19 protein-coding genes are annotated in these 17,894 nt (G+C 66.4%); 9 read left to right on the top strand and 10 right to left on the bottom strand.

Annotated features, from left to right (window positions below):
- Positions 1-8 precede the first annotated feature (8 nt).
- From ACT2BZ_RS17475 to ACT2BZ_RS17465, 3 genes are all read right to left on the bottom strand, one after another.
- Positions 9-2,993, bottom strand: coding sequence for a formate dehydrogenase subunit alpha (locus ACT2BZ_RS17475; protein ID WP_457936408.1), 2,985 nt, complete (start codon positions 2,991-2,993; stop codon positions 9-11).
- 61 nt (positions 2,994-3,054) lie between these two features.
- Positions 3,055-3,252 (bottom strand): twin-arginine translocation signal domain-containing protein, encoded by a 198-nt coding sequence (locus ACT2BZ_RS17470; protein ID WP_457936406.1) that lies wholly within the window; start codon positions 3,250-3,252, stop codon positions 3,055-3,057.
- A 78-nt stretch (positions 3,253-3,330) separates the two neighbouring features.
- The gene (locus tag ACT2BZ_RS17465; RefSeq protein WP_457936404.1) at positions 3,331-3,936 is read right to left on the bottom strand and encodes a TorD/DmsD family molecular chaperone; all 606 of its coding nucleotides are present in this window, start codon (positions 3,934-3,936) and stop codon (positions 3,331-3,333) included.
- Positions 3,937-4,116: 180 nt separating this feature from the next.
- Between ACT2BZ_RS17465 and ACT2BZ_RS17460 the strand changes: the two genes are divergently transcribed.
- The 3 genes from ACT2BZ_RS17460 to ACT2BZ_RS17450 are packed head-to-tail and all read left to right on the top strand — an operon-like array spanning position 4,117 to position 6,468.
- Positions 4,117-4,824 carry an ABC transporter permease gene (locus ACT2BZ_RS17460; protein ID WP_457936402.1) on the top strand — a complete coding sequence of 236 codons (708 nt, stop codon included), beginning with the start codon at positions 4,117-4,119 and terminating at the stop codon, positions 4,822-4,824.
- Positions 4,817-5,599, top strand: a complete 783-nt coding sequence (locus ACT2BZ_RS17455; protein ID WP_457936401.1) for an ATP-binding cassette domain-containing protein — start codon at positions 4,817-4,819, stop codon at positions 5,597-5,599. Before ACT2BZ_RS17460 ends, ACT2BZ_RS17455 begins: the two co-directional genes overlap by 8 nt.
- Positions 5,600-5,628: 29 nt before the next feature.
- On the top strand, positions 5,629-6,468 hold the full coding sequence (locus ACT2BZ_RS17450) for a substrate-binding domain-containing protein (RefSeq protein ID WP_457936400.1): 840 nt from the start codon (positions 5,629-5,631) through the stop codon (positions 6,466-6,468).
- Between the two features lie 7 nt (positions 6,469-6,475).
- Here the strand turns inward: ACT2BZ_RS17450 and ACT2BZ_RS17445 are convergent, their stop codons facing one another.
- Positions 6,476-7,420 (bottom strand): substrate-binding domain-containing protein, encoded by a 945-nt coding sequence (locus ACT2BZ_RS17445; protein WP_457936399.1) that lies wholly within the window; start codon positions 7,418-7,420, stop codon positions 6,476-6,478.
- Positions 7,421-7,509: 89 nt separating this feature from the next.
- Complete coding sequence (locus tag ACT2BZ_RS17440) at positions 7,510-7,776, bottom strand: hypothetical protein (protein ID WP_457936398.1); 267 nt, start codon at positions 7,774-7,776, stop codon at positions 7,510-7,512.
- A 238-nt stretch (positions 7,777-8,014) separates the two neighbouring features.
- On the opposite strand from ACT2BZ_RS17440, the gene ACT2BZ_RS17435 reads away from it, so the two are divergent.
- Positions 8,015-8,950 (top strand): glycosyl transferase family 90, encoded by a 936-nt coding sequence (locus ACT2BZ_RS17435; RefSeq protein ID WP_457936397.1) that lies wholly within the window; start codon positions 8,015-8,017, stop codon positions 8,948-8,950.
- 52 nt (positions 8,951-9,002) lie between these two features.
- Here ACT2BZ_RS17435 and ACT2BZ_RS17430 read toward each other — a convergent pair whose 3' ends face one another.
- Positions 9,003-9,251 carry a hypothetical protein gene (locus tag ACT2BZ_RS17430; protein ID WP_457936395.1) on the bottom strand — a complete coding sequence of 83 codons (249 nt, stop codon included), beginning with the start codon at positions 9,249-9,251 and terminating at the stop codon, positions 9,003-9,005.
- Positions 9,252-9,563: 312 nt separating this feature from the next.
- Here ACT2BZ_RS17430 and ACT2BZ_RS17425 point away from each other — a divergent pair, with 312 nt between their 5' ends.
- Genes ACT2BZ_RS17425 through ACT2BZ_RS17405 form a run of 5 tightly spaced genes read left to right on the top strand, consistent with a single transcriptional unit; the run spans position 9,564 to position 14,598 of the window.
- Positions 9,564-11,168, top strand: coding sequence for an ABC transporter substrate-binding protein (locus ACT2BZ_RS17425; RefSeq protein ID WP_457936393.1), 1,605 nt, complete (start codon positions 9,564-9,566; stop codon positions 11,166-11,168).
- A 37-nt stretch (positions 11,169-11,205) separates the two neighbouring features.
- Positions 11,206-12,195, top strand: coding sequence for an ABC transporter permease (locus ACT2BZ_RS17420; RefSeq protein ID WP_457936391.1), 990 nt, complete (start codon positions 11,206-11,208; stop codon positions 12,193-12,195).
- Positions 12,192-13,022, top strand: a complete 831-nt coding sequence (locus ACT2BZ_RS17415; protein WP_457936389.1) for an ABC transporter permease — start codon at positions 12,192-12,194, stop codon at positions 13,020-13,022. The genes ACT2BZ_RS17420 and ACT2BZ_RS17415 overlap by 4 nt, the downstream gene beginning before the upstream one ends.
- The gene (locus ACT2BZ_RS17410; RefSeq protein ID WP_457936387.1) at positions 13,019-13,813 is read left to right on the top strand and encodes an ATP-binding cassette domain-containing protein; all 795 of its coding nucleotides are present in this window, start codon (positions 13,019-13,021) and stop codon (positions 13,811-13,813) included. Before ACT2BZ_RS17415 ends, ACT2BZ_RS17410 begins: the two co-directional genes overlap by 4 nt.
- On the top strand, positions 13,810-14,598 hold the full coding sequence (locus ACT2BZ_RS17405; protein ID WP_457936385.1) for an ATP-binding cassette domain-containing protein: 789 nt from the start codon (positions 13,810-13,812) through the stop codon (positions 14,596-14,598). Before ACT2BZ_RS17410 ends, ACT2BZ_RS17405 begins: the two co-directional genes overlap by 4 nt.
- A gap of 33 nt (positions 14,599-14,631) precedes the next feature.
- On the opposite strand, the gene ACT2BZ_RS17400 is transcribed toward ACT2BZ_RS17405, so the two are convergent.
- The 4 genes from ACT2BZ_RS17400 to plsX form a co-directional block, all read right to left on the bottom strand.
- Positions 14,632-15,171, bottom strand: a complete 540-nt coding sequence (locus tag ACT2BZ_RS17400; RefSeq protein WP_457936383.1) for a MerR family transcriptional regulator — start codon at positions 15,169-15,171, stop codon at positions 14,632-14,634.
- A gap of 129 nt (positions 15,172-15,300) precedes the next feature.
- Positions 15,301-15,624 carry an integration host factor subunit alpha gene (locus ACT2BZ_RS17395; RefSeq protein ID WP_457936381.1) on the bottom strand — a complete coding sequence of 108 codons (324 nt, stop codon included), beginning with the start codon at positions 15,622-15,624 and terminating at the stop codon, positions 15,301-15,303.
- 158 nt (positions 15,625-15,782) lie between these two features.
- Complete coding sequence (locus ACT2BZ_RS17390) at positions 15,783-16,754, bottom strand: beta-ketoacyl-ACP synthase III (protein WP_457936379.1); 972 nt, start codon at positions 16,752-16,754, stop codon at positions 15,783-15,785.
- A gap of 4 nt (positions 16,755-16,758) precedes the next feature.
- Positions 16,759-17,826, bottom strand: coding sequence for a phosphate acyltransferase PlsX (gene plsX / locus ACT2BZ_RS17385; protein ID WP_457936377.1), 1,068 nt, complete (start codon positions 17,824-17,826; stop codon positions 16,759-16,761).
- Between the last annotated feature and the right edge of the window lie 68 nt (positions 17,827-17,894).

Here is a 17,894-nt window from a genome sequence, read left to right as displayed (position 1 = left end):
TCCTCCCCTTACGCCAGTTCGATCCGGCACAGCGTGGCCTTGGTTTCCTGCATCTGCGTCACCGAGTCATACCCGTAGGTCTGCGCGGTGTTGCAGGCTTCGCCAAGCACGTATGGATCGGCGCCGTCAGGATATTTCGAGCGCAGATCAGTGCCCTGGAAATAGCCGCCGAAGTGGAACGGCGTGAACACCACGCCCCTGCCAACGCGTTCGGTCACCATTGCCATGATGCGGATCTTGGCACCCGACGGGCTGTGCAGCCAGACCGAGTCCCGGTCACGGACGCCAAGGTCATTCGCGTCCGCCGGGTTGATCTCGACGAACATGTCCTGCTGCAACTCGGCCAGCCACGGGTTTGAGCGTGACTCGTCGCCGCCGCCTTCATATTCGACCAGGCGCCCCGAGGTCATGATCATCGGGAAGTCCTTGGAGAAGTCGTTCTTCTGGATCGACGCATAGGCCGTCGGAACCCGCCAGAACGTCTTGTCCTCATAGGTCGGATAGTCGGCCACGAGATCGCGGCGCGGCGTATAGAGCGGCTCCCTGTGGGTCGGGACCGGATCGGGGAAGGTCCACACCACGGCGCGCGCCTTGGCGTTGCCGTATGGGGCGCAGCCATGAGCGATCGCAACGCGCTGGATGCCGCCCGAAAGGTCGGTCTTCCAGTTCACGCCGCCGACCTTCTTGTCGTAGTCGGACGGCAGTTCGCCGGTTTGCGACGTTTCGCCGACTTCCTCGCCGCCGGCAGTCGGCCGCTGGTCGGCGAAGCCCGCCACATAGTCGATGAACTTGCGCTCGTAGGGCGTCAGGTCCTTGTCCCAGCCGAGGCCCTTGAGCATCGCGACCGTGAACTCGGGATAACCATCCTCGATCTCCGATCCGACCGGCCAGGAGCCTTCGGCGAGCAGGTTGTCGCCGTTGCGCTCGACGCCGAAGCGGGCACGGAAGCCCATGCCGCCCTCGGCGACCGGTATCGACACGTCGTAGAGGTTGGCCGAACCCGGATGCTTCATCTCGGGGGTTCCCCAGCACGGCCATGGCAGGCCGTAGAACTCGCCGTCATGCGGACCGCCGACGCCGCGAAGCGTCGTCTTGTCGAAGGTCTGCTGGTGCTGCATATGCGACTTCAGGCGCTCCGGCGACTGGCCGGTATAGCCGATGGTCCACATGCCGCGGTTGAACTCGCGGGTCAGGTCCTCGATCGAGGGTTCGCCGTTCTCCACCTTGATGTTCTTGAACATCCGGTCGGCGAAGCCGAACTTCTCCGCGAACTTGTACATGATGGTGTGGTCGGGCAGCGACTCGAAGAGCGGCTCCACCACCTTCTCGCGCCACTGCAGCGACCGGTTCGACGCGGTGACCGAGCCGTAGGTCTCGAACTGCGTCGAGGCCGGCAGCAGGTAGACGCCGTCCTGGCGGTCCTGCAGCACCGCCGTCATCGTCGGATAGGGATCGATGACGACCAGCATGTCGAGCTTGCTCATCGCCTTCTGCATCTCGGGCAGACGGGTCTGCGAGTTCGGCGCATGGCCCCAGAACACCATGACCTTGGTGTTGTCGGGCTGCTCCAGGTTTGCCTTGTCCTCGAGCACGCCGTCGATCCAGCGCGAAACCGGAATGCCGGTCTCGTTGATCATCGGCTTGTCCTTGCCGTCTGCGCCCTTCATCGTGGCGAAGCGGCCCCTGAGCCAGCCCAGGTCCTCTTCCCAGACGCGCGCCCAATGGGCCCACGAACCGTCGGCCAGGCCGTAGTAGCCCGGCAGCGTGTCGGCCAGCACGCCGAGATCGGTCGCGCCCTGGACGTTGTCGTGGCCGCGGAAGATGTTGGTGCCGCCGCCGGCCGTGCCCATGTTGCCGAGCGCCAGCTGCAGGATGCAGTAGGCGCGCGTGTTGTTGTTACCGTTGGTGTGCTGGGTGCCGCCCATGCACCAGATCAGCGTGCCGGGACGGTTTTCCGCCATCATGCGCGCAACGCGCTTCAGCTGGGAGCCGGGCACGCCGGTGACGCGCTCTGTTTCCTCGGGCGTCCACTTCGACACCTCGGCACGAATCTGGTCCATGCCCCAGACACGGCTCTGGATGAACTGCTTGTCCTCCCAGCCATTGTCGAAGATGTGGTAGAGCACGCCCCAGATCAGAGCGACGTCGGTGCCGGGCCGGAAACGGACATATTCATCGGCATGCGCCGCGGTGCGCGTGAAGCGCGGGTCGCAGACGATCAGCGGCGCATTGTTTTCTTCCTTGGCCTTCAGCAGGTGCAGCAGCGAGACCGGATGGGCCTCGGCCGGGTTGCCGCCGATCAGGAAGATCGCCTTGGAATTGTGGATATCGTTGTAGGAATTGGTCATGGCGCCGTAGCCCCATGTGTTGGCGACGCCCGCGACCGTCGTCGAATGGCAGATGCGCGCCTGGTGATCGACGTTGTTGGTGCCCCAGTAGGCGGCCAGCTTGCGGATCAGGTAGGCCTGCTCGTTGTTATGCTTGGCGGAGCCCAGCCAGTAGACCGAATCCGGTCCGGCGGATTCGCGGACCTCGAGCATCTTGTCGCCGACCTCGTTGATGGCCTCGTCCCAGGTGATGCGCTGCCATTTGCCGCCGACCAGCTTCATCGGGTACTTCAGCCGGCGCTCGCCATGGGCGTGCTCGCGCACCGATGCGCCCTTGGCGCAATGGGCGCCGAGGTTGAACGGCGAATCGAAACCCGGCTCCTGGCCGACCCAGACGCCGTTGGAGACTTCCGCGATCACCGTGCAGCCGACCGAACAATGGGTGCAGACCGACTTCTTGATCTCGATAGTGCCGGCGTCCGTCCCTGCCGCCTCGGCCTTGCGGACCATGCCGCCAGACAGGGAGGAAATTGCCGCAGCGCCGCCGATCGCCAGACCAGAGCGCTTCAAGAACGTGCGGCGATCGACTGCCGCGTTACCGAACTCGGATAAAGCAGACGCCATTCGGGAGGCCCTTGCGACCCCGTGTGCCTTCTTCCTGAGCATGATTTCCTCCGTTGCCTTTACAGCGGTCGCCCGCAGTATGGGTTGTCGTCTCTTATTGGCGTCAGAAACGCGCGGTCTTGTAGAATGCCTTGACGTGGTCGGTTTCCGAGTAGCCGGCGCCCGTGGCGGAGGTATCCGCGACAGCGGCCTCGGCCTCCTTGCCGCTCACCAGGGCGGCGCCGCCGGCGACGCTGCCCAGCCCGGCCAGCTTGAGAAAATTGCGGCGATCCGTCTTGCGGTCATCAGCCTTGGTCGTCATGCCTATCTCCTTCCAGGATCTTCGGTGTGTTGACCCCGCCTCCCCGATTACCGGTTCGGCGGATAGTGGGCGGCTTGCCTACATGGCGAAGGCAGCCTCCTCGATTTCCATGAACAGTACTCCGATTCGGCCGACCGGCCGGAACAGGCGCGCCGACTTCGTCTTCTCGAGATCGGCGAAGAAATGCGGCGTCCAGGAGCCGACATGCTTGGCGAAGAAGTCCTTCTGCACGGCAAGCGGCTGCGGTGAACCGAAGCTGCCGTCGATCAGGCCGGCCATCATGTCCATCAGCGCGCCGGCATGATCCTCCGGCTCCTTGGTGTCAGCGGAACGGGCAATGCCGAGCGGCGCCATGTCGTTGCGCAGGCGCGCCAGCGGCTTTTCGTTGAGAAACCCGGTGAGGTAGTAGGACCCGTAAGGGACGAGCTCGCCTCGCCCGACGCCGATGAACAGGTCCTGATATTCCTGGCGGGCATCCGCGACGGTGATCGCGCCGGCCGTTGCCGACAGCTCGCCGAATGCCGTGCCGAGATCGGTATCGTCGCCGGTCAGCGCCTGCAGGGCCGCCATCAGCTGCGTGTCGGCGGGGGCCGCCAAAAGGCGGGCAAGCAAACGGTAGACGTTTGCTCTCAGGTGATCGTGCTCCGGAACTTTGTCTGCGACGTTCAGGCGCTCAGGTTGCAATTGGACTCCTCCAAGCGCGGATTATGCAGCAAAACGACAATCGTACAATGCACTTGCGCGCGTTCTGCGCATGAATTGGGCAGACCTGCCCGCCAGAAGACGCTGTCGCCGTAGACGCCACCGGCGTTCTTTGTCATATTGAAGCGAACCTCTCTTCAATTCGGACTGATTCCGTAAATTATGCATGGTTTTGCAGAGTCATTTGTTCTGGCGGCCGGTCTTATCCTTTCGGGTAACCCCGAATTGTGGACAATCGTGCTCCTGTCGCTCCAGGTTTCGCTGACTGCCGTGACCTTCGCCGCCCTGATCGGCATGCCTGCGGGCGCCGCGCTGGCGGTCGGCCGGTTCCCTGGAAAGCGCGCCCTGGTCGTGCTCATCAACGCCCTGATGGGGCTGCCGCCGGTGGTGGTCGGGCTGACCGTCTACCTGCTGCTGTCCAACAGCGGCCCGCTCGGCGTGCTGCAGCTTCTCTATACTCCGACAGCCATGATCATCGCCCAGGTCGTGCTGGTCACGCCGATCATCGCGGCGCTGACACGGCAGGTGATCGAGGACCTCGACGCGGAATACTCCGAACAGTTGCGGTCCTTCGGCGTGTCGCGCCTCGCATCGGTCCCCACGCTCCTGTGGGACGGGCGCACCAGCCTGCTCACCGCCCTGCTCGCCGGTTTCGGCCGGGCGATCGCCGAGGTCGGCGCCGTCATCATCGTCGGCGGCAACATCAATCACGTCACCCGCGTGATGACGACCACGATCGCGCTCGAGACCTCCAAGGGCAATCTCGCGCTGGCGCTGGCCCTTGGCGCGATCCTCATTCTCATCGCCATCGCGGTCAACGGCGCGGTCGGGCTGATCGGCACCGCCACGGGGCGCACCGCCCATGCATGACGAGGTGATGGACAGTGGAATGCTGGGACGCGGCTACGGGACAGCGGCGGCCGGGGAGCCGTCGATCCTGCCGCTCAGCGCCCGCGACCTCGACTACTCGGTCTCCGGCAAGCGCCTGGTCGACATCCCGGCGCTCGACCTCGTGGCCGGGCAACCCACCCTCGTGATGGGCCCGAATGGCGCGGGAAAGAGCCTGCTGCTGCGCCTGCTGCACGGGTTGATCGAACCGAGCGGCGGCACCGTGTTGTTCGGCGGCAGCCCGATGAGCCGGGCGATACGGCAGCGCCAGGCGATGGTGTTCCAGAGGCCGGTTGTGCTGAGGCGATCGGTCAGGGCCAACATCGACTATGCGCTCGCCGCGCATGGCATCGGACGCCGCGAGCGCGCCGGCAGGGTCGACGAACTGCTGCGCATGGGCGAACTTGCCGACAAGGCAGGCCAGCCGGCACGCACCATGTCATCCGGCGAACAGCAGCGCCTGGCGCTGGTGCGGGCAATCGCTGCCGCACCCGACCTCCTGTTTCTCGACGAACCGACATCGAGCCTTGATCCGGCGGCAACGCAGATGATCGAGGCGCTGGTCCAGCGCGCCATCGCCGCCGGCACCAAGATCGTCATGATCACCCACGATGTCGGCCAGGCGCGGCGTCTCGGCGGCGAAATTCTGTTCATGCATCGCGGACAGGTGGTCGAACAGACGCCCTGCCCCGCCTTCTTCGACGCACCGGTCTCCGAGGCGGCGCGGTCCTTCCTGGCCGGCCGGCTCCTTCTTTAGCTGACGCAACCGACAAGGGTGAGGACACCATGAACAAACGCACATTCCTGCTTCGCGCGGCCGGCCTGCTGGTCGGCCTCGGCATCGGCCTGCCGGCTGCTGTCGCGGCAGACAGGTTCATCGTCGTGCAGTCGACGACCTCGACGCAGAATTCCGGCCTTTTCGACGTGCTGCTGCCCGAGTTCACCAGGAAGACCGGCATCGAGGTCCGGGTCGTCGCGGTCGGCACCGGGCAGGCGATCAAGAATGCCGAGAACGGCGACGGCGACGTTCTGCTGGTGCACGCCAAGGCTGCCGAGGAAAAGTTCATCGCCGAGGGCGGCGGCGTCGAGCGCTTCGACGTGATGTACAACGACTTCGTCGTCGTCGGGCCGCCAGCCGATCCGGCGGGCGTTGCGGGCTCGAACGACGTCGTGGCATCGCTCGCCAGGATCGCCGAGAGCAAGGCCCCCTTCGCGTCGCGCGGCGACGATTCCGGGACCCACAAGGCCGAGCTGAAGCTCTGGAAGGCGGCCGGCGTTGACGTGGCCGCCGCCTCCGGCGACTGGTACCGCGAAACCGGCTCGGGCATGGGCGCGACCCTCAACACCGGAACCGGCATGGGCGCCTATGTCCTGACCGATCGCGCGACCTGGATCTCGTTCGGCAACAAGGGCGATTACACGATCGCGGTCGAGGGCGACAAGCAGCTGTTCAACCAGTACGGCGTGATGCTGGTGAACCCCGAGAAGCACCCCAACGTGAAGGCCGAGGACGGCCAGGCCTTCATCGACTGGCTGACCGGCAAGGAGGGGCAGGACGCAATCGCCGCCTACAAGATCGACGGCCAGCAGCTGTTCTTTTCCAACTCGACGCGGCCGCAGAGCTGAGGCTGCGTCAGATGCCGGGTCCGTTGTGGTGGATGGTTCCGAACCCGCCAACGGCGTAGCCCGGCATCGCAGCCGCCCGCTGCCTGAAGGCGTCGGAGGCGGCAAAGCGCAAGAAGGCCTGGAACGGCTTTTCGAAATAGGCCTGGCGCCATAGCACAAGGTCGAAACGCTCCTCGACCAGCGGCACGAAGCCGAGGCGCATCTGGGCGGCGACGGCGGCGAGCCCGAAGGCAACGTCGGCCGAGCCGTCGAGCACGATCAGTGCCACGTCGTTCTCCGTGCGCGCCGGCACGACCGGCCCGGCAAGCGCTGCCGGGTCGAGGCCCTCCTCGCGCACCAGTTCCTCGAACAGCCTCTGGCTGCCGGCCCCACTCTGGCGGCGGGCACAGCGCAGCGGCGCGACGTCGCCGATGCCTGCGACGCCGTGCGGATTGCCGGCCGCCACGATCAGCCCGCGCTGGCGCTGCGCGAACTCCATGACGACGACCGGCCGGTCGGGCATCGCCTGGCGCACCGTCTCGACGTTCCAGCCGCCGTCCGCTTCGCGCACATGCATGCCGCAGGCCATCGCATCGCGGCGCTGGAGCCGCGCCAACCCGTCTAGGCTGCCGTCGAAGAAGGCGGGAATGCCGCTGCCCGATTCACGCAGCGCCCATTCGAGCAGCGGGTCGTGGCTGCCGGCCAGAAGCAGCGGCAGCGGCGCGGCACCGACGCTCGGGCCCGAGCGCGAGGCGGCGATCCACGCCTCGACGTCGCTGCGCGGAAACAGCAGCTTGCCGACCACGCGCACGCAGGGCACCTCGCCCGCCGCCGCGAGGTCATAGACCTTGCGCTCCTTGATGCGCAGCAGTTCTGCAAGTTCCTTGGTGGTCAGGTAGGCGGGCTGCTGCGTATCGGTCATGGCTTCATTGTGCACGCTGGCGACGGCATAGGACAGTCCCTGGCGCGCCAATCCCGCCGCCGCCGTTGCCGGCGGCGTACGCGCACCAGGCCCCTGGCGCCGCTAGTCGGTCCTGGGTGCGTCGGAGCCCCGCCCCCGCGTCAGCCGCCGACGCGGCTGATCGAGTTGATCTTGCCGACGCCGCTGTCGCCATTGGTCACGAAGTCGATGGTCACCCTGTCGCCCTGCTTCAGGTCGGCCGGCAGCGGAAGGTCCTTGGGCACGATCTCCCAGACCGAATTGTCGGTCAGCACGATGACATTGGCCAGACGGTCGTAGGCGAGGATCTCGCCGGTGACGTTGTCAGCCAGGGCGGGCACGGCCGTCAGGCAGGCGGCGGCTGTTGCAACGGCGATGAAGGTACGCATGGTGTCTCCTCGAGATCTGATCGCGCAACCGGCGAAGTGGTCCAGTCGGCCGCAATCTATCACTTCCCCCCGCCGGAATGATAGCGGATTGCGCGGAGGATTCCACGTCCGTCGCCATCCGGCAGACGGGCTGATTTCCGGTTCCCGGCAAAGCTGTGTCATAAGGCCGTCTCGTTCTTGCCGCCGGCCGCCTGTCGCTTCCGGGAACGGGCCGGTTGTTTCACGGGGGAGCCATTCCTTGAGCCTTTCACGCCTCGTCGCGGTGCCGCGGCGCCGCCTGGAGAACCGCATCCGTCGCCTCGTCGGCCTGCCTCAGCGCCGCAAGCACGCCTACATCGAGTTCTTCATCAGCCGTGGAAGCGCGGTGAACCTCTACCTCTCCGACGTGCACCAGAACCGCAACGAGGCGACGGCGCACATGCTGCTCGAGGCGGTGAAGACGACCAAGTACAAGCTGCGGCAGGACAAGCGCCTGATCATCTGCACCGACGACCGGCCGCCCGAGGATAGCGAGCCGATGATGTGCTACGCGCCGAGCCCGGACATGCGCAACCGCATCGCCATACCCGACTTCACCTTCTGGGACTGGCCCGATGTCGGGATAGACGACTACCCTTCGCTGACCGCGGCGATGGTCGAGGCGGGCAAGGCGCCGCCGCAGGACGACAGGCTGTTCTGGATCGGCAATCCGAAGATGCATGAGAACCGCCAGCAACTGGTCGACATCGCCGCCGACGATCCGCGCATGCTGGCGACCGGCATCACCTGGGTCAAGGCAGACCGGCCGGAAAACCATACTGCGGGCACGCTGATGGGCACCAGGGGCGCCAACTATGTCAGCCTGCCCGACCATTGCCGCCACAAGTATCTCATCGACGTCGAGGGCTACGGCTATTCGGCGCGGCTGAAGATCCTGCTGTTCTCGGGCCGGCCCGTGTTCATCCAGGAGCGGCCCTGGCGCGAGTTCTTCCACGACTGGCTCGAGCCCTTCGTGCACTTCATCCCGGTCAGGCGCGACCTGTCGGACCTGTCGGCACAGCTCGAATGGGCTGAGGGCCATCCCGAGGAATGTCGCGAGATCGCCGCCAATGCGCAGGCCTTCGCGCAGCGGCATCTGACGCGCGAGGCGGCGATCGCCTATCTGCGCGAGGTGATCGACCGGGAGCTTGCCTGAGGCGCGCAGGCGCGCCCGCCGGGCATTTGCCGTCCGCGCGCGCCGCGCCGCGCTATTCCACGTTGTCGTCTTCGGTGTCGCTCGTCTCGCCCTGCGTGGCGCTGGCGATCGCCTCCTTCATGAAGGCGGTCAGGTCGCCGATCTCGTCCTCGATCTCGTCCTCGGAGATGCCTTCGGACGCGGCTTCGTGCAGGCAGCGCCTGACGAGCGCGGGAATGCTCTCGAACTCCTCGCTCGATGGTCTCTGGCCAAGGTTTTCCTGCACCCAGTCCTGAACGAATATCGTGGCTTTGGCGGTCATCCCAAGTCTCCATGCACCATTTACGGGGACCGCTCGCACGGGCCGGGGCGAATGCCGCGCAGAATGGCGCGATTTTTCCCGTGCCGAAAGGCATTTTTCGACATGGCCAGCAGCCATGGTGGTGCGAACGACCGGATCGGGCGGCTCTCGGCAGCCGAAAAGGCGGCCCGGAGGGGGCGTTGCATAAAAGTCATCTTTCTGTGCCGCGCCGTGGTGCATTGCAGAATTTCTGTGGCTAATCTGCCCCAGCGTCATACACTGAATCCTGGTCGTCAACGCGCTGTTCCCGAGCGCCGTAACTTGGAGTAACCCATGCCCAACATCCTGTTGTCCCGCCGCACGCTGCTCCAGACTTCCGCCCTGCTGCTGGCCTCGACGGCCATGCCGTCCGGCGCCGTCGCGCAGGAGGGCGGACGCCTTGTCGTCGCCGCCGATTCCGAGCCAAAGCAGCTCAACCCTGCAATAGCTGCCTCCAACGGCGTGTTCTTCATCACCAGCAAGGTCATCGAGCCGCTGGCGGAAGCCTCCTTCGACGGTGCCGACGGCCTGTCGCCGCGCCTGGCAACCGCGTGGGAAGGCTCCGACGACGGGCTTTCCGTCACCTTCAAGCTGCGCGAGGGCGTGACCTGGCACGACGGCAAGCCCTTCACCTCGGCCGACGTCGCCTTCTCGGCCATGAATGTCTGGAAGCCGCTGCAGAATCTCGGCCGCCTCGTCTTCGCAAACCTCGAAAGCGTCGAGACGCCGGACGACCACACCGCCGTCTTCAAGTTCTCCAAGCCGACGCCGTTCCAGCTGATCCGCAATGCCCTGCCGGTGGTCACCAGCGTCGTCGCCAAGCACATCTACGAGGGCAGCGCCGACATTGCCGCCGACCCGGCCAACAGCCAGCCGATCGGCACCGGCCCCTTCAAGTTCGCCGAATACAAGCCCGGCGAATACTACCTGCTGAAGCGCAACGACGCATACTGGGGTGAAGGCGAACCGAAACTCGCCGAGATCGTGTTCCGCATCCTGCCCGACCGCGCCGCCGCGGCCGGCGCGCTCGAGGCCGACGAGATCCAGCTCGCCGCTTTCAGCCAGGTGCCGCTCACCGACCTCGAACGCATCTCCAAGGTCGACGGCATCAAGGTCTATTCGGAAGGCTACGAGGCGCTGACCTACCAGCTGGTGGTCGAGATCAACCATCGCCGCAAGGAACTCGCCGACCTCAAGGTCCGCCAGGCCATGGCCCATGCCATCGACAAGGATTTTGTCGTCAAGACAATCTTCCTCGGCTACGCCAAGGCTGCGACCGGCATCGTGCCGCAGGACGCCAAGGAGTTCTACACGGCCGATACCGAGCAATACCCGTTCGATGTCGACAAGGCCAACGCCCTGCTCGACGAGGCCGGCTACGCCAGGGATGCCAACGGGGTTCGCTTCACGCTGAAGCTGCTGCCCGCACCCTTCTTCAGCGAAACGCGGCAGTTCGGCGACTATCTGCGCCAGGCCCTGGCGGCCATCGGCATCAATGCCGAAATCGCCAACAACGATGCCGGCGCCCACCTCAAGGCCGTCTACACCGACCACGATTTCGACATCTCGGTCGGCTCGCCGGTGTTTCGTGGCGACCCGGCGATCTCGACCACCATTCTGGTCAGGAGCGGCACGCCGGACGGCGTCTTCTTCTCCAACCAGGGCGGCTTTGCCGACGCCGCGCTCGACGCGCTGATCGACAAGGCCAACGAGACCGTCGACGTCGCGGCCCGCACCGAGCTCTACAAGGATTTCCAGAAGCAGGTGGCCGGGAAACTGCCGCTCATCAACGTCGCCGAATGGGGATTCATCACCGTTGCCAGGACCAGCGTGAAGAACGTCTCCAACAATCCGCGCTGGGCGGTCTCGAACTGGGCCGATACAGAACTGGAATCGTGATAGGCCGGGCTGGACCCATAGCGAGGCTGCTACCGGCGTGAAACGTGCCTTCCTTCTGCTTCGCCGCAGGGCGATCAGCAGCATCCCCGTGCTGCTGATCGTCGTCGTCGGCACATTTTTCCTGCTCGAGCTGGCGCCCGGCGACGCCGTCGATGCCTATCTGCTGTCGATCGGCGGCGGCGACGCTGCGCTCATGGAGTCGCTGCGGGCAAGCTACGGGCTCGACCAGTCCGCACTCGCCCGCCTCTGGCTCTACGTGACGGCGCTGGCGAGGCTCGACCTCGGCTGGTCCGTCACCTTCGGCCGGCCGATCGCCGACATCATCCTCGAGCGGCTGCCCAACACGCTGTGGCTGATGGGCAGCGCGCTCGCGCTGTCGTTCAGCTTCGGCTCGATCCTCGGAACGGTTGCCGGCGCGCGGCCGGGCAGCGCCACCGACCGCGTGCTGTCGATCGGCTCGCTGGCGCTTTACGCGGTGCCGAGCTTCTGGCTCGGCCTGGTGCTCAGCGTCGTGTTCTCCGTTCAGCTGCGCTGGTTTCCGACCGCCGGCATCGAGACCATCGCGTCGGGCAAGGAGGGGCTCGAGCGGGCGCTCGACATAGCGCGCCACCTGGTGCTGCCGGTCTCGGCGCTCGGCTTCATTTATCTCGCGCTCTTCCTGCGCATGATGCGCTCGGGCATGGCCGAGGCATGGCGGCAGGATTTCGCGCTCGCCGCGCGCGCCAAGGGACTGTCGCGACCACGCATCGTCGTGCGGCACGTCGCGCGCAATGCGCTCTTGCCGCTCGTCACCATGCTCGGCCTGCAGGCCGCCTCGATGCTCGGCGGCAGCGTCGTCATCGAGAGCGTGTTTGCCATTCCGGGCTTCGGGCGGCTGGCGCAGGAGGCGGTGGCCGGGCGCGACGCGCCCTTGCTGATCGGCATCATCGTCGTCAGCGCGGTGCTGGTCATCCTGGTCAATCTGCTGGTCGACATCGCCTACGCCCTGCTCGATCCGCGCGTCGGCGCCGCAGAGGCATCTTCATGAGCGTCTTCAAACGGTTGTTGCGTTCGCCGGAAGGTGTTGCGGGCGTCGCCATCCTCATCCTGCTGGTCCTGACGGCGCTGCTGGCGCCGCTAGCTTTCCCCGGCGACCCGCTTTCCATCGTCGGCCCGGCCCTGGTGCCGCCCTTCACCGATCCCGGCCTGCCGCTCGGCACGGACCGGCTCGGGCGCGACGTGCTGGCTGCGCTGATGCATGGCGCCGGCACGTCGCTGGCGGTCGGCATCGCGGCGGCCGCCATGGCGATGATCGCCGGCTCGCTGGTCGGCACGCTCGCCGGTTTCGCCGGCGGCATCGTCGACGAGGCGCTGATGCGGGTCGTCGACGCCTTCCAGATCGTGCCGAGCTTCCTGCTGGCGCTCGCCTTCGTCAGCGTCACTGGGGGGTCGCTGACGGTGGTCATCGTCGCCATCGCGCTCGGCGCCTGGACCGGGCCGGCGCGGCTGGCGCGCGCCGAGGTGCTGTCGATCCGCGAACACGACTATGTCGCCGCCGCCCGCGTGCTCGGCATGCGGCCGCTCGAGATCGCCATCCGCGAAGTGCTGCCCAACGCCCTGCCCCCGGTGCTGGCGCTGAGCTCGGTGATCGTCGCACAGGCCGTGCTCACCGAGGCGGCGCTGTCCTTTCTCGGGCTTGGCGACCCGAATGTCGTGACCTGGGGCTCGATGATCGCCGAGGGGCGCAATGTGCTGCGCTCCGCACCCTTCCTGTCGATCGTGCCCGGCATCGCGCTGATGCTCACCGTGCTTGGAGTCTACCTGTTCTCGGAGGGGCTCGCCGAGGCGCTCGCCCGCCGGCGGAGCCGCGCATGAGCACCCCGCTCGCCAGCCTGAAACAGCTGTCCGTCAGCTACCGCGCCGACGGCGCAGCGCGGGCGGCCCTTGAAGCCGTCGACCTCGACATCCTCTCGGGCGAGCGATTGGCCATCATCGGCGAGAGCGGCTCGGGCAAGAGCACGCTGGCGTTGGCGCTTGCCGGCCTGCTGCCCGACACGGCGCGGCAGACCGGCGAGATCGCATGGCCGGGTTTTTCCGCTCCGCCCCGCGCCGGGCGCGATATCGGCTTCGTGTTCCAGGATCCGGGCGCCAGCCTCAACCCGGTACTCAGCATCGGCGAACAGATCGCCGAGGTGGCGCGGCGGCATCTCGGCCTCGGCTGGCGCGACGCATGGCAGAAGGCGCACGACCTCCTCGTACGCGTGCGCATTCCGCAGCCGCACGCCGCATTGGCCGCCTACCCGCACCAGCTTTCGGGCGGGCAGCGCCAGCGCGTCGTCATCGCCTCGGCAATCGCGGCCGGGCCGCGCCTCCTGATCGCCGACGAGCCGACCAGCGCGCTCGACATGGTGGTGCAGGCCGAGATCGTCGCGCTGCTCGACGGGCTGGTCCGCGAGGACGGCATGACGCTGATCTTCATCACCCACGACATTGCGCTCGCCTCGGGCTTTGCCGACCGGCTCGCCGTCTTCAGCGAGGCGCGGCTGGTCGAGAGCGGGCCCACTGCCGGGGTGCTGGCACAGCCCGTCGAGGACTACACGCGCCGCCTGATCGCCAGCCATATCGACCTCACCACGCCGCCGCTGATCGCCGGTACGGCGCCATGAACGCGCCGCTGCTTTCCGTGTCGGGCGTCAGCAAGGTCTATTCGACCAGGGGCCGGCGCGTCGCCGCGCTCGACGGCGCCTCGATCAGCGTCGCACGCGGCGAGACGATCGGCCTCGTCGGACCGTCCGGCAGCGGCAAGTCCACGCTGGCGCGCGTCCTGCTCCGGCTCATCGAACCCGATTCCGGCAGCATCGAATTCGGCGGCGAAGACCTCTTGGCGCTCAAAGGCGAGGCCTTGCGAACCATGCGGCGGCGCATCCAGATGGTGTTCCAGGATCCGCTCGGCGCCTTCAACCCGCGGGCCACGGTGGCGAGCGCCCTCTCCGACCCGCTGCGCATCCACGCGCTTGCCGGCCGGCGGGAGCGCCCCGCGGTCATTGCCGGCCTGCTGGAACGGGTCGGTCTCGACCCTGCCCTCGCGGCCCGCGCCATCCACGAGATCTCGGGCGGCCAGCGGCAGCGCGTGGCCATTGCGCGCGCGCTTGCCACGAGGCCCGAACTGATCGTGCTCGACGAGGCCGTGTCGGCGCTCGACGTTTCGGTGCGTGGCAGGATTCTGGAACTTCTCGTCTCGCTGCAGCGCGAGGAAGGCATTGCCTATGTCTTCGTCTCGCACGACCTCGCCGTGGTGCGAGCGATCGCCCACACGATCGCCATCATGGACGCGGGCAGGATCGTCGAGGCCGGTGCGACGCCCGATGTCGTCAGCAATCCGCAATCGGAGACGGGCCGTGCGCTGGTCGCGGCGGTGCCCAGACTGGCAATTCAGGGAAGCGGCGGCTAGCTCTGCCGGGCAGGTCCCGGTGGAGCGCCTTGGTCAGCGGACCTGGTCGAGCAGGCGCTTGCACTCGAGGAGATCGAACAGCGCCTCCTGCAGTAGCGCACGGTTGTCGCGGGTTAGCTTGCCGTCGCCGGGCTGCACGGGCCCGTCCTCCTCGCCCTTGCCGAGCCCGAAGAAGCGGCGCGACGGCTTGGCCTTGGCCTCGCCTACCAGCATCTCGTCGTCCGGCCGCGGCTGGGTGGCGGCGGCCAGTTGCGCTGCCTCGGATTGCTTGCGCTGGGCGATCGCCTCGACGGCCTGCCGGTCGCCGCTGCCGATGGCAATCAGGAACTGGTTGCCGTTCTCGCGCAGCAGCTTCTGCACGCCCTTTATGGTGTAGCCCTGGTCGTAGAGCATGTGGCGGATGCCCTTGATCAGCTCGACGTCCTGCGGCCGGTAGTAGCGGCGTCCGCCGCCGCGTTTCATCGGCTTGATCTGGGTAAAGCGGGTCTCCCAGAACCGCAGCACGTGCTGCGGCAGGTCGAGATCCTCGGCCACTTCGCTTATCGTCCGGAAGGCGTCAGGGCTCTTGTCCATGGCTCAGCTCTCAGCAACGAAGAACGAATCGCTCCATATTCCAGCGGTTTGCCGACCAATATTCAAGATACGCTGCAAAGCCCGGCAGGTTATGCACCGGATCGGTGCCGCGCTTGCCGGCAAACCGGGCTACTTCGCGGCCTTGGCCTTGCTGTTCTGGTGCGTGCGCAGGATGCGGTTCTTCAGCACGTTCGACGCCTTGAAGGTCATCACCCGGCGGGGCAGGATCGGCACTTCTTCCCCGGTCTTGGGATTGCGGCCGATGCGCTCGTTCTTGGAGCGGACATGGAAGGTCGCGAAGGACGAGAGCTTCACTGTCTCGCCGCGCACGATGGCCTCGCAAATCTCGTCGAGCACGGACTCCACCAGGGCGGCGGACTCGGTGCGTGACAGGCCTACCTTGCGGTAGACTGCTTCGGCGAGGTCGGCGCGAGTAAGTGTCTTTCCCCCCATACGATCGTCCAACCACCCTCAAATATACAATTAAACGATACTAGAAGTACCCCGAAGTTAGGGAATTGCCTGCAACAGGTCAAGGACCGAACGGGGAGCGCTTCTGTTTGATGTCAAAAGGCTTTTTCAGGACGCCATAGCTGCCGTCACGTGACGCTTTACCAGCGCAGCAGCACCGCGCCCCAGGTGAAGCCGCCGCCCATCGCCTCGAGCAGCACGAGGTCGCCCTTGGCGATGCGACCGTCGGCAACCGCGACCGACAGCGCCAGCGGCACGGAGGCCGCCGAGGTGTTGCCGTGCAGCTGCACCGTGGTCACCACTTTCTCCTCGGCGATGCCGAGCTTTTTCGCCGAGGCGTCGATGATGCGCTTGTTGGCCTGGTGCGGGACGAACCAGTCGATGTCGTCGGCGGTGATGCCGGCCTGCGCGAAGGTCTCCTCGATGACGTCGGTGATCATGCCGACGGCATGCTTGAACACTTCGCGGCCTTCCATCCTGAGATGACCGACCGTGCCGGTGGTCGAAGGGCCGCCGTCGACAAAGAGCTTCTCCTTGTGCACGCCGTCCGAGCGCAGGCTGGCCGCGATGATGCCGCGGTCGGCGAGCGTGCCGGCATTTTCCTCGGCTTCCAGCACCAGCGCACCGGCGCCGTCGCCGAACAGCACGCAGGTACCGCGGTCGCTCCAGTCGAGAATGCGCGAGAAGGTCTCGGCGCCGATCACCAGCACGCGCTTGGCCCGCCCGCCCTTGATGTAGAGATCGGCGGTGGTCAGCGCGTAGACGAAGCCCGAGCAGACTGCCTGCAGGTCGAAGGCGAAGCCGTGCCGCATGCCAAGCCGGTTCTGGATGTTGACGGCGGTGGCCGGAAAGGTGTTGTCGGGCGTCGAGGTGGCCAGCACGATCAGGTCGATGTCGTCGGGCGTCAGTCCGGCGGCGTCGAGCGCGGCGCGCGCCGCGGCCTCTCCCAGCGAGGCGGTCGTCTCGTCGTCGGCCGCGATATGGCGCTGCCTGATGCCGGTGCGCTGGACGATCCACTCGTCCGAGGTCTCCACCATGCCCTCGAAGTCGGTATTCTTCATGATGCGGCGGGGCAATGCAGAGCCGATGCCGCGGACGACTGATCTGATCAAAACGCTATTCCTTGTCGTCGTCTTCTGCCGCGGCGCCAGCCACCAGTTTGCGCGGGTGGCGCGCGTGGAAAAGATCGAGGTCTGCCTCGATGCGGTCCAGCAGGCTGTTCCGGATCATGTCGTAGGCGAGTTCCACCGCCGCCGCGAAGCCCTCGTCGTCGGTGCCGCCATGGCTCTTCACGACGATGCCGTTGAGGCCGAGGAAGACACCGCCATTGGCCTTGCGCACGTCCATCTTCTCGCGCAGCCGGTCGAAGGCGCCCTTGGCGAAGACATAGCCGATGCGCGCCATCAGCGTGCGGCCCATGGCGGCGCGCAGATAGGACGAGATCTGGCGCGCCGTGCCCTCCGCGGTCTTCAGCGCGATGTTGCCGGAAAATCCTTCGGTGACGACCACGTCGACGGTGCCCTTGCCGAGATCGTCACCCTCGACGAAGCCGTGATAGCTCATCGACATCAGCCCGGCCTCGCGCAGCAGCTGCCCGGCTTCCTTGACCTCTTCCTGGCCCTTGATCTCCTCGACGCCGACATTGAGCAGGCCGACGGTCGGCCGGTCGATGTCGAACAGCGCGCGCGACATGGCGGCGCCAAGAATCGCGAAGTCGATCAGCTGGTGCGCGTCCGCACCGATCGTGGCCCCGACATCGAGCACGACGCTTTCGCCGCGCATGGTCGGCCAGATCGCGGCGATGGCGGGACGGTCGATGGTCGCCATGGTGCGCAGGCAGAAGCGCGACATCGCCATCAGCGCGCCGGTATTGCCGGCGGAGACGCAGGCGTCGGCCTGGCCGGCCTTGACCGCCTCGATGGCCTTCCACATCGACGACTTCCAGCGGCCGTGGCGCAGCGCCTGACTCGGCTTGTCGTCCATGCGCACGGAGATCTCGCAATGGATCAGCTCGCTGACGGCAGCGACCTTCGGGTAGTTCTCGAGGATCGGCCGAACCTCGTCGACGCGGCCATAGATGAGAAAGCGGACGTCGCTGCGGCGCGTCACGACTTTCATTAGCCCGGGTATGATCACGGAGGGTCCGCGGTCACCGCCCATGGCATCAATGGAGATTCTGATCACTCGGCTAACGTCTCGATGTCGGCCGCGAAGCGGCTAGGCAGGTTGGTGGGGGAAAATAGCGGTTTTGG

This window comes from Mesorhizobium sp. 10J20-29, assembly GCF_054130485.1.
Note: the sequence above shows the minus strand (reverse complement) of the source record. Positions and strands in the feature narration are given on the sequence as shown.

What these genes read in the sequence shown, in the direction of transcription:
- ACT2BZ_RS17440 (WP_457936398.1), bottom strand. Translation starts at nt 7,776, where the DNA reads ATGCGTACCTTCATCGCCGTTGCAACAGCCGCCGCCTGCCTGACGGCC.
- ACT2BZ_RS17455 (WP_457936401.1), top strand. Translation starts at nt 4,817, where the DNA reads ATGCATGACGAGGTGATGGACAGTGGAATGCTGGGACGCGGCTACGGG.
- ACT2BZ_RS17475 (WP_457936408.1), bottom strand. Translation starts at nt 2,993, where the DNA reads ATGCTCAGGAAGAAGGCACACGGGGTCGCAAGGGCCTCCCGAATGGCG.
- ACT2BZ_RS17410 (WP_457936387.1), top strand. Translation starts at nt 13,019, where the DNA reads ATGAGCACCCCGCTCGCCAGCCTGAAACAGCTGTCCGTCAGCTACCGC.
- ACT2BZ_RS17395 (WP_457936381.1), bottom strand. Translation starts at nt 15,624, where the DNA reads ATGGGGGGAAAGACACTTACTCGCGCCGACCTCGCCGAAGCAGTCTAC.
- ACT2BZ_RS17405 (WP_457936385.1), top strand. Translation starts at nt 13,810, where the DNA reads ATGAACGCGCCGCTGCTTTCCGTGTCGGGCGTCAGCAAGGTCTATTCG.
- ACT2BZ_RS17430 (WP_457936395.1), bottom strand. Translation starts at nt 9,251, where the DNA reads ATGACCGCCAAAGCCACGATATTCGTTCAGGACTGGGTGCAGGAAAAC.
- ACT2BZ_RS17415 (WP_457936389.1), top strand. Translation starts at nt 12,192, where the DNA reads ATGAGCGTCTTCAAACGGTTGTTGCGTTCGCCGGAAGGTGTTGCGGGC.
- ACT2BZ_RS17400 (WP_457936383.1), bottom strand. Translation starts at nt 15,171, where the DNA reads ATGGACAAGAGCCCTGACGCCTTCCGGACGATAAGCGAAGTGGCCGAG.
- ACT2BZ_RS17460 (WP_457936402.1), top strand. Translation starts at nt 4,117, where the DNA reads ATGCATGGTTTTGCAGAGTCATTTGTTCTGGCGGCCGGTCTTATCCTT.
- ACT2BZ_RS17450 (WP_457936400.1), top strand. Translation starts at nt 5,629, where the DNA reads ATGAACAAACGCACATTCCTGCTTCGCGCGGCCGGCCTGCTGGTCGGC.
- ACT2BZ_RS17470 (WP_457936406.1), bottom strand. Translation starts at nt 3,252, where the DNA reads ATGACGACCAAGGCTGATGACCGCAAGACGGATCGCCGCAATTTTCTC.
- ACT2BZ_RS17425 (WP_457936393.1), top strand. Translation starts at nt 9,564, where the DNA reads ATGCCCAACATCCTGTTGTCCCGCCGCACGCTGCTCCAGACTTCCGCC.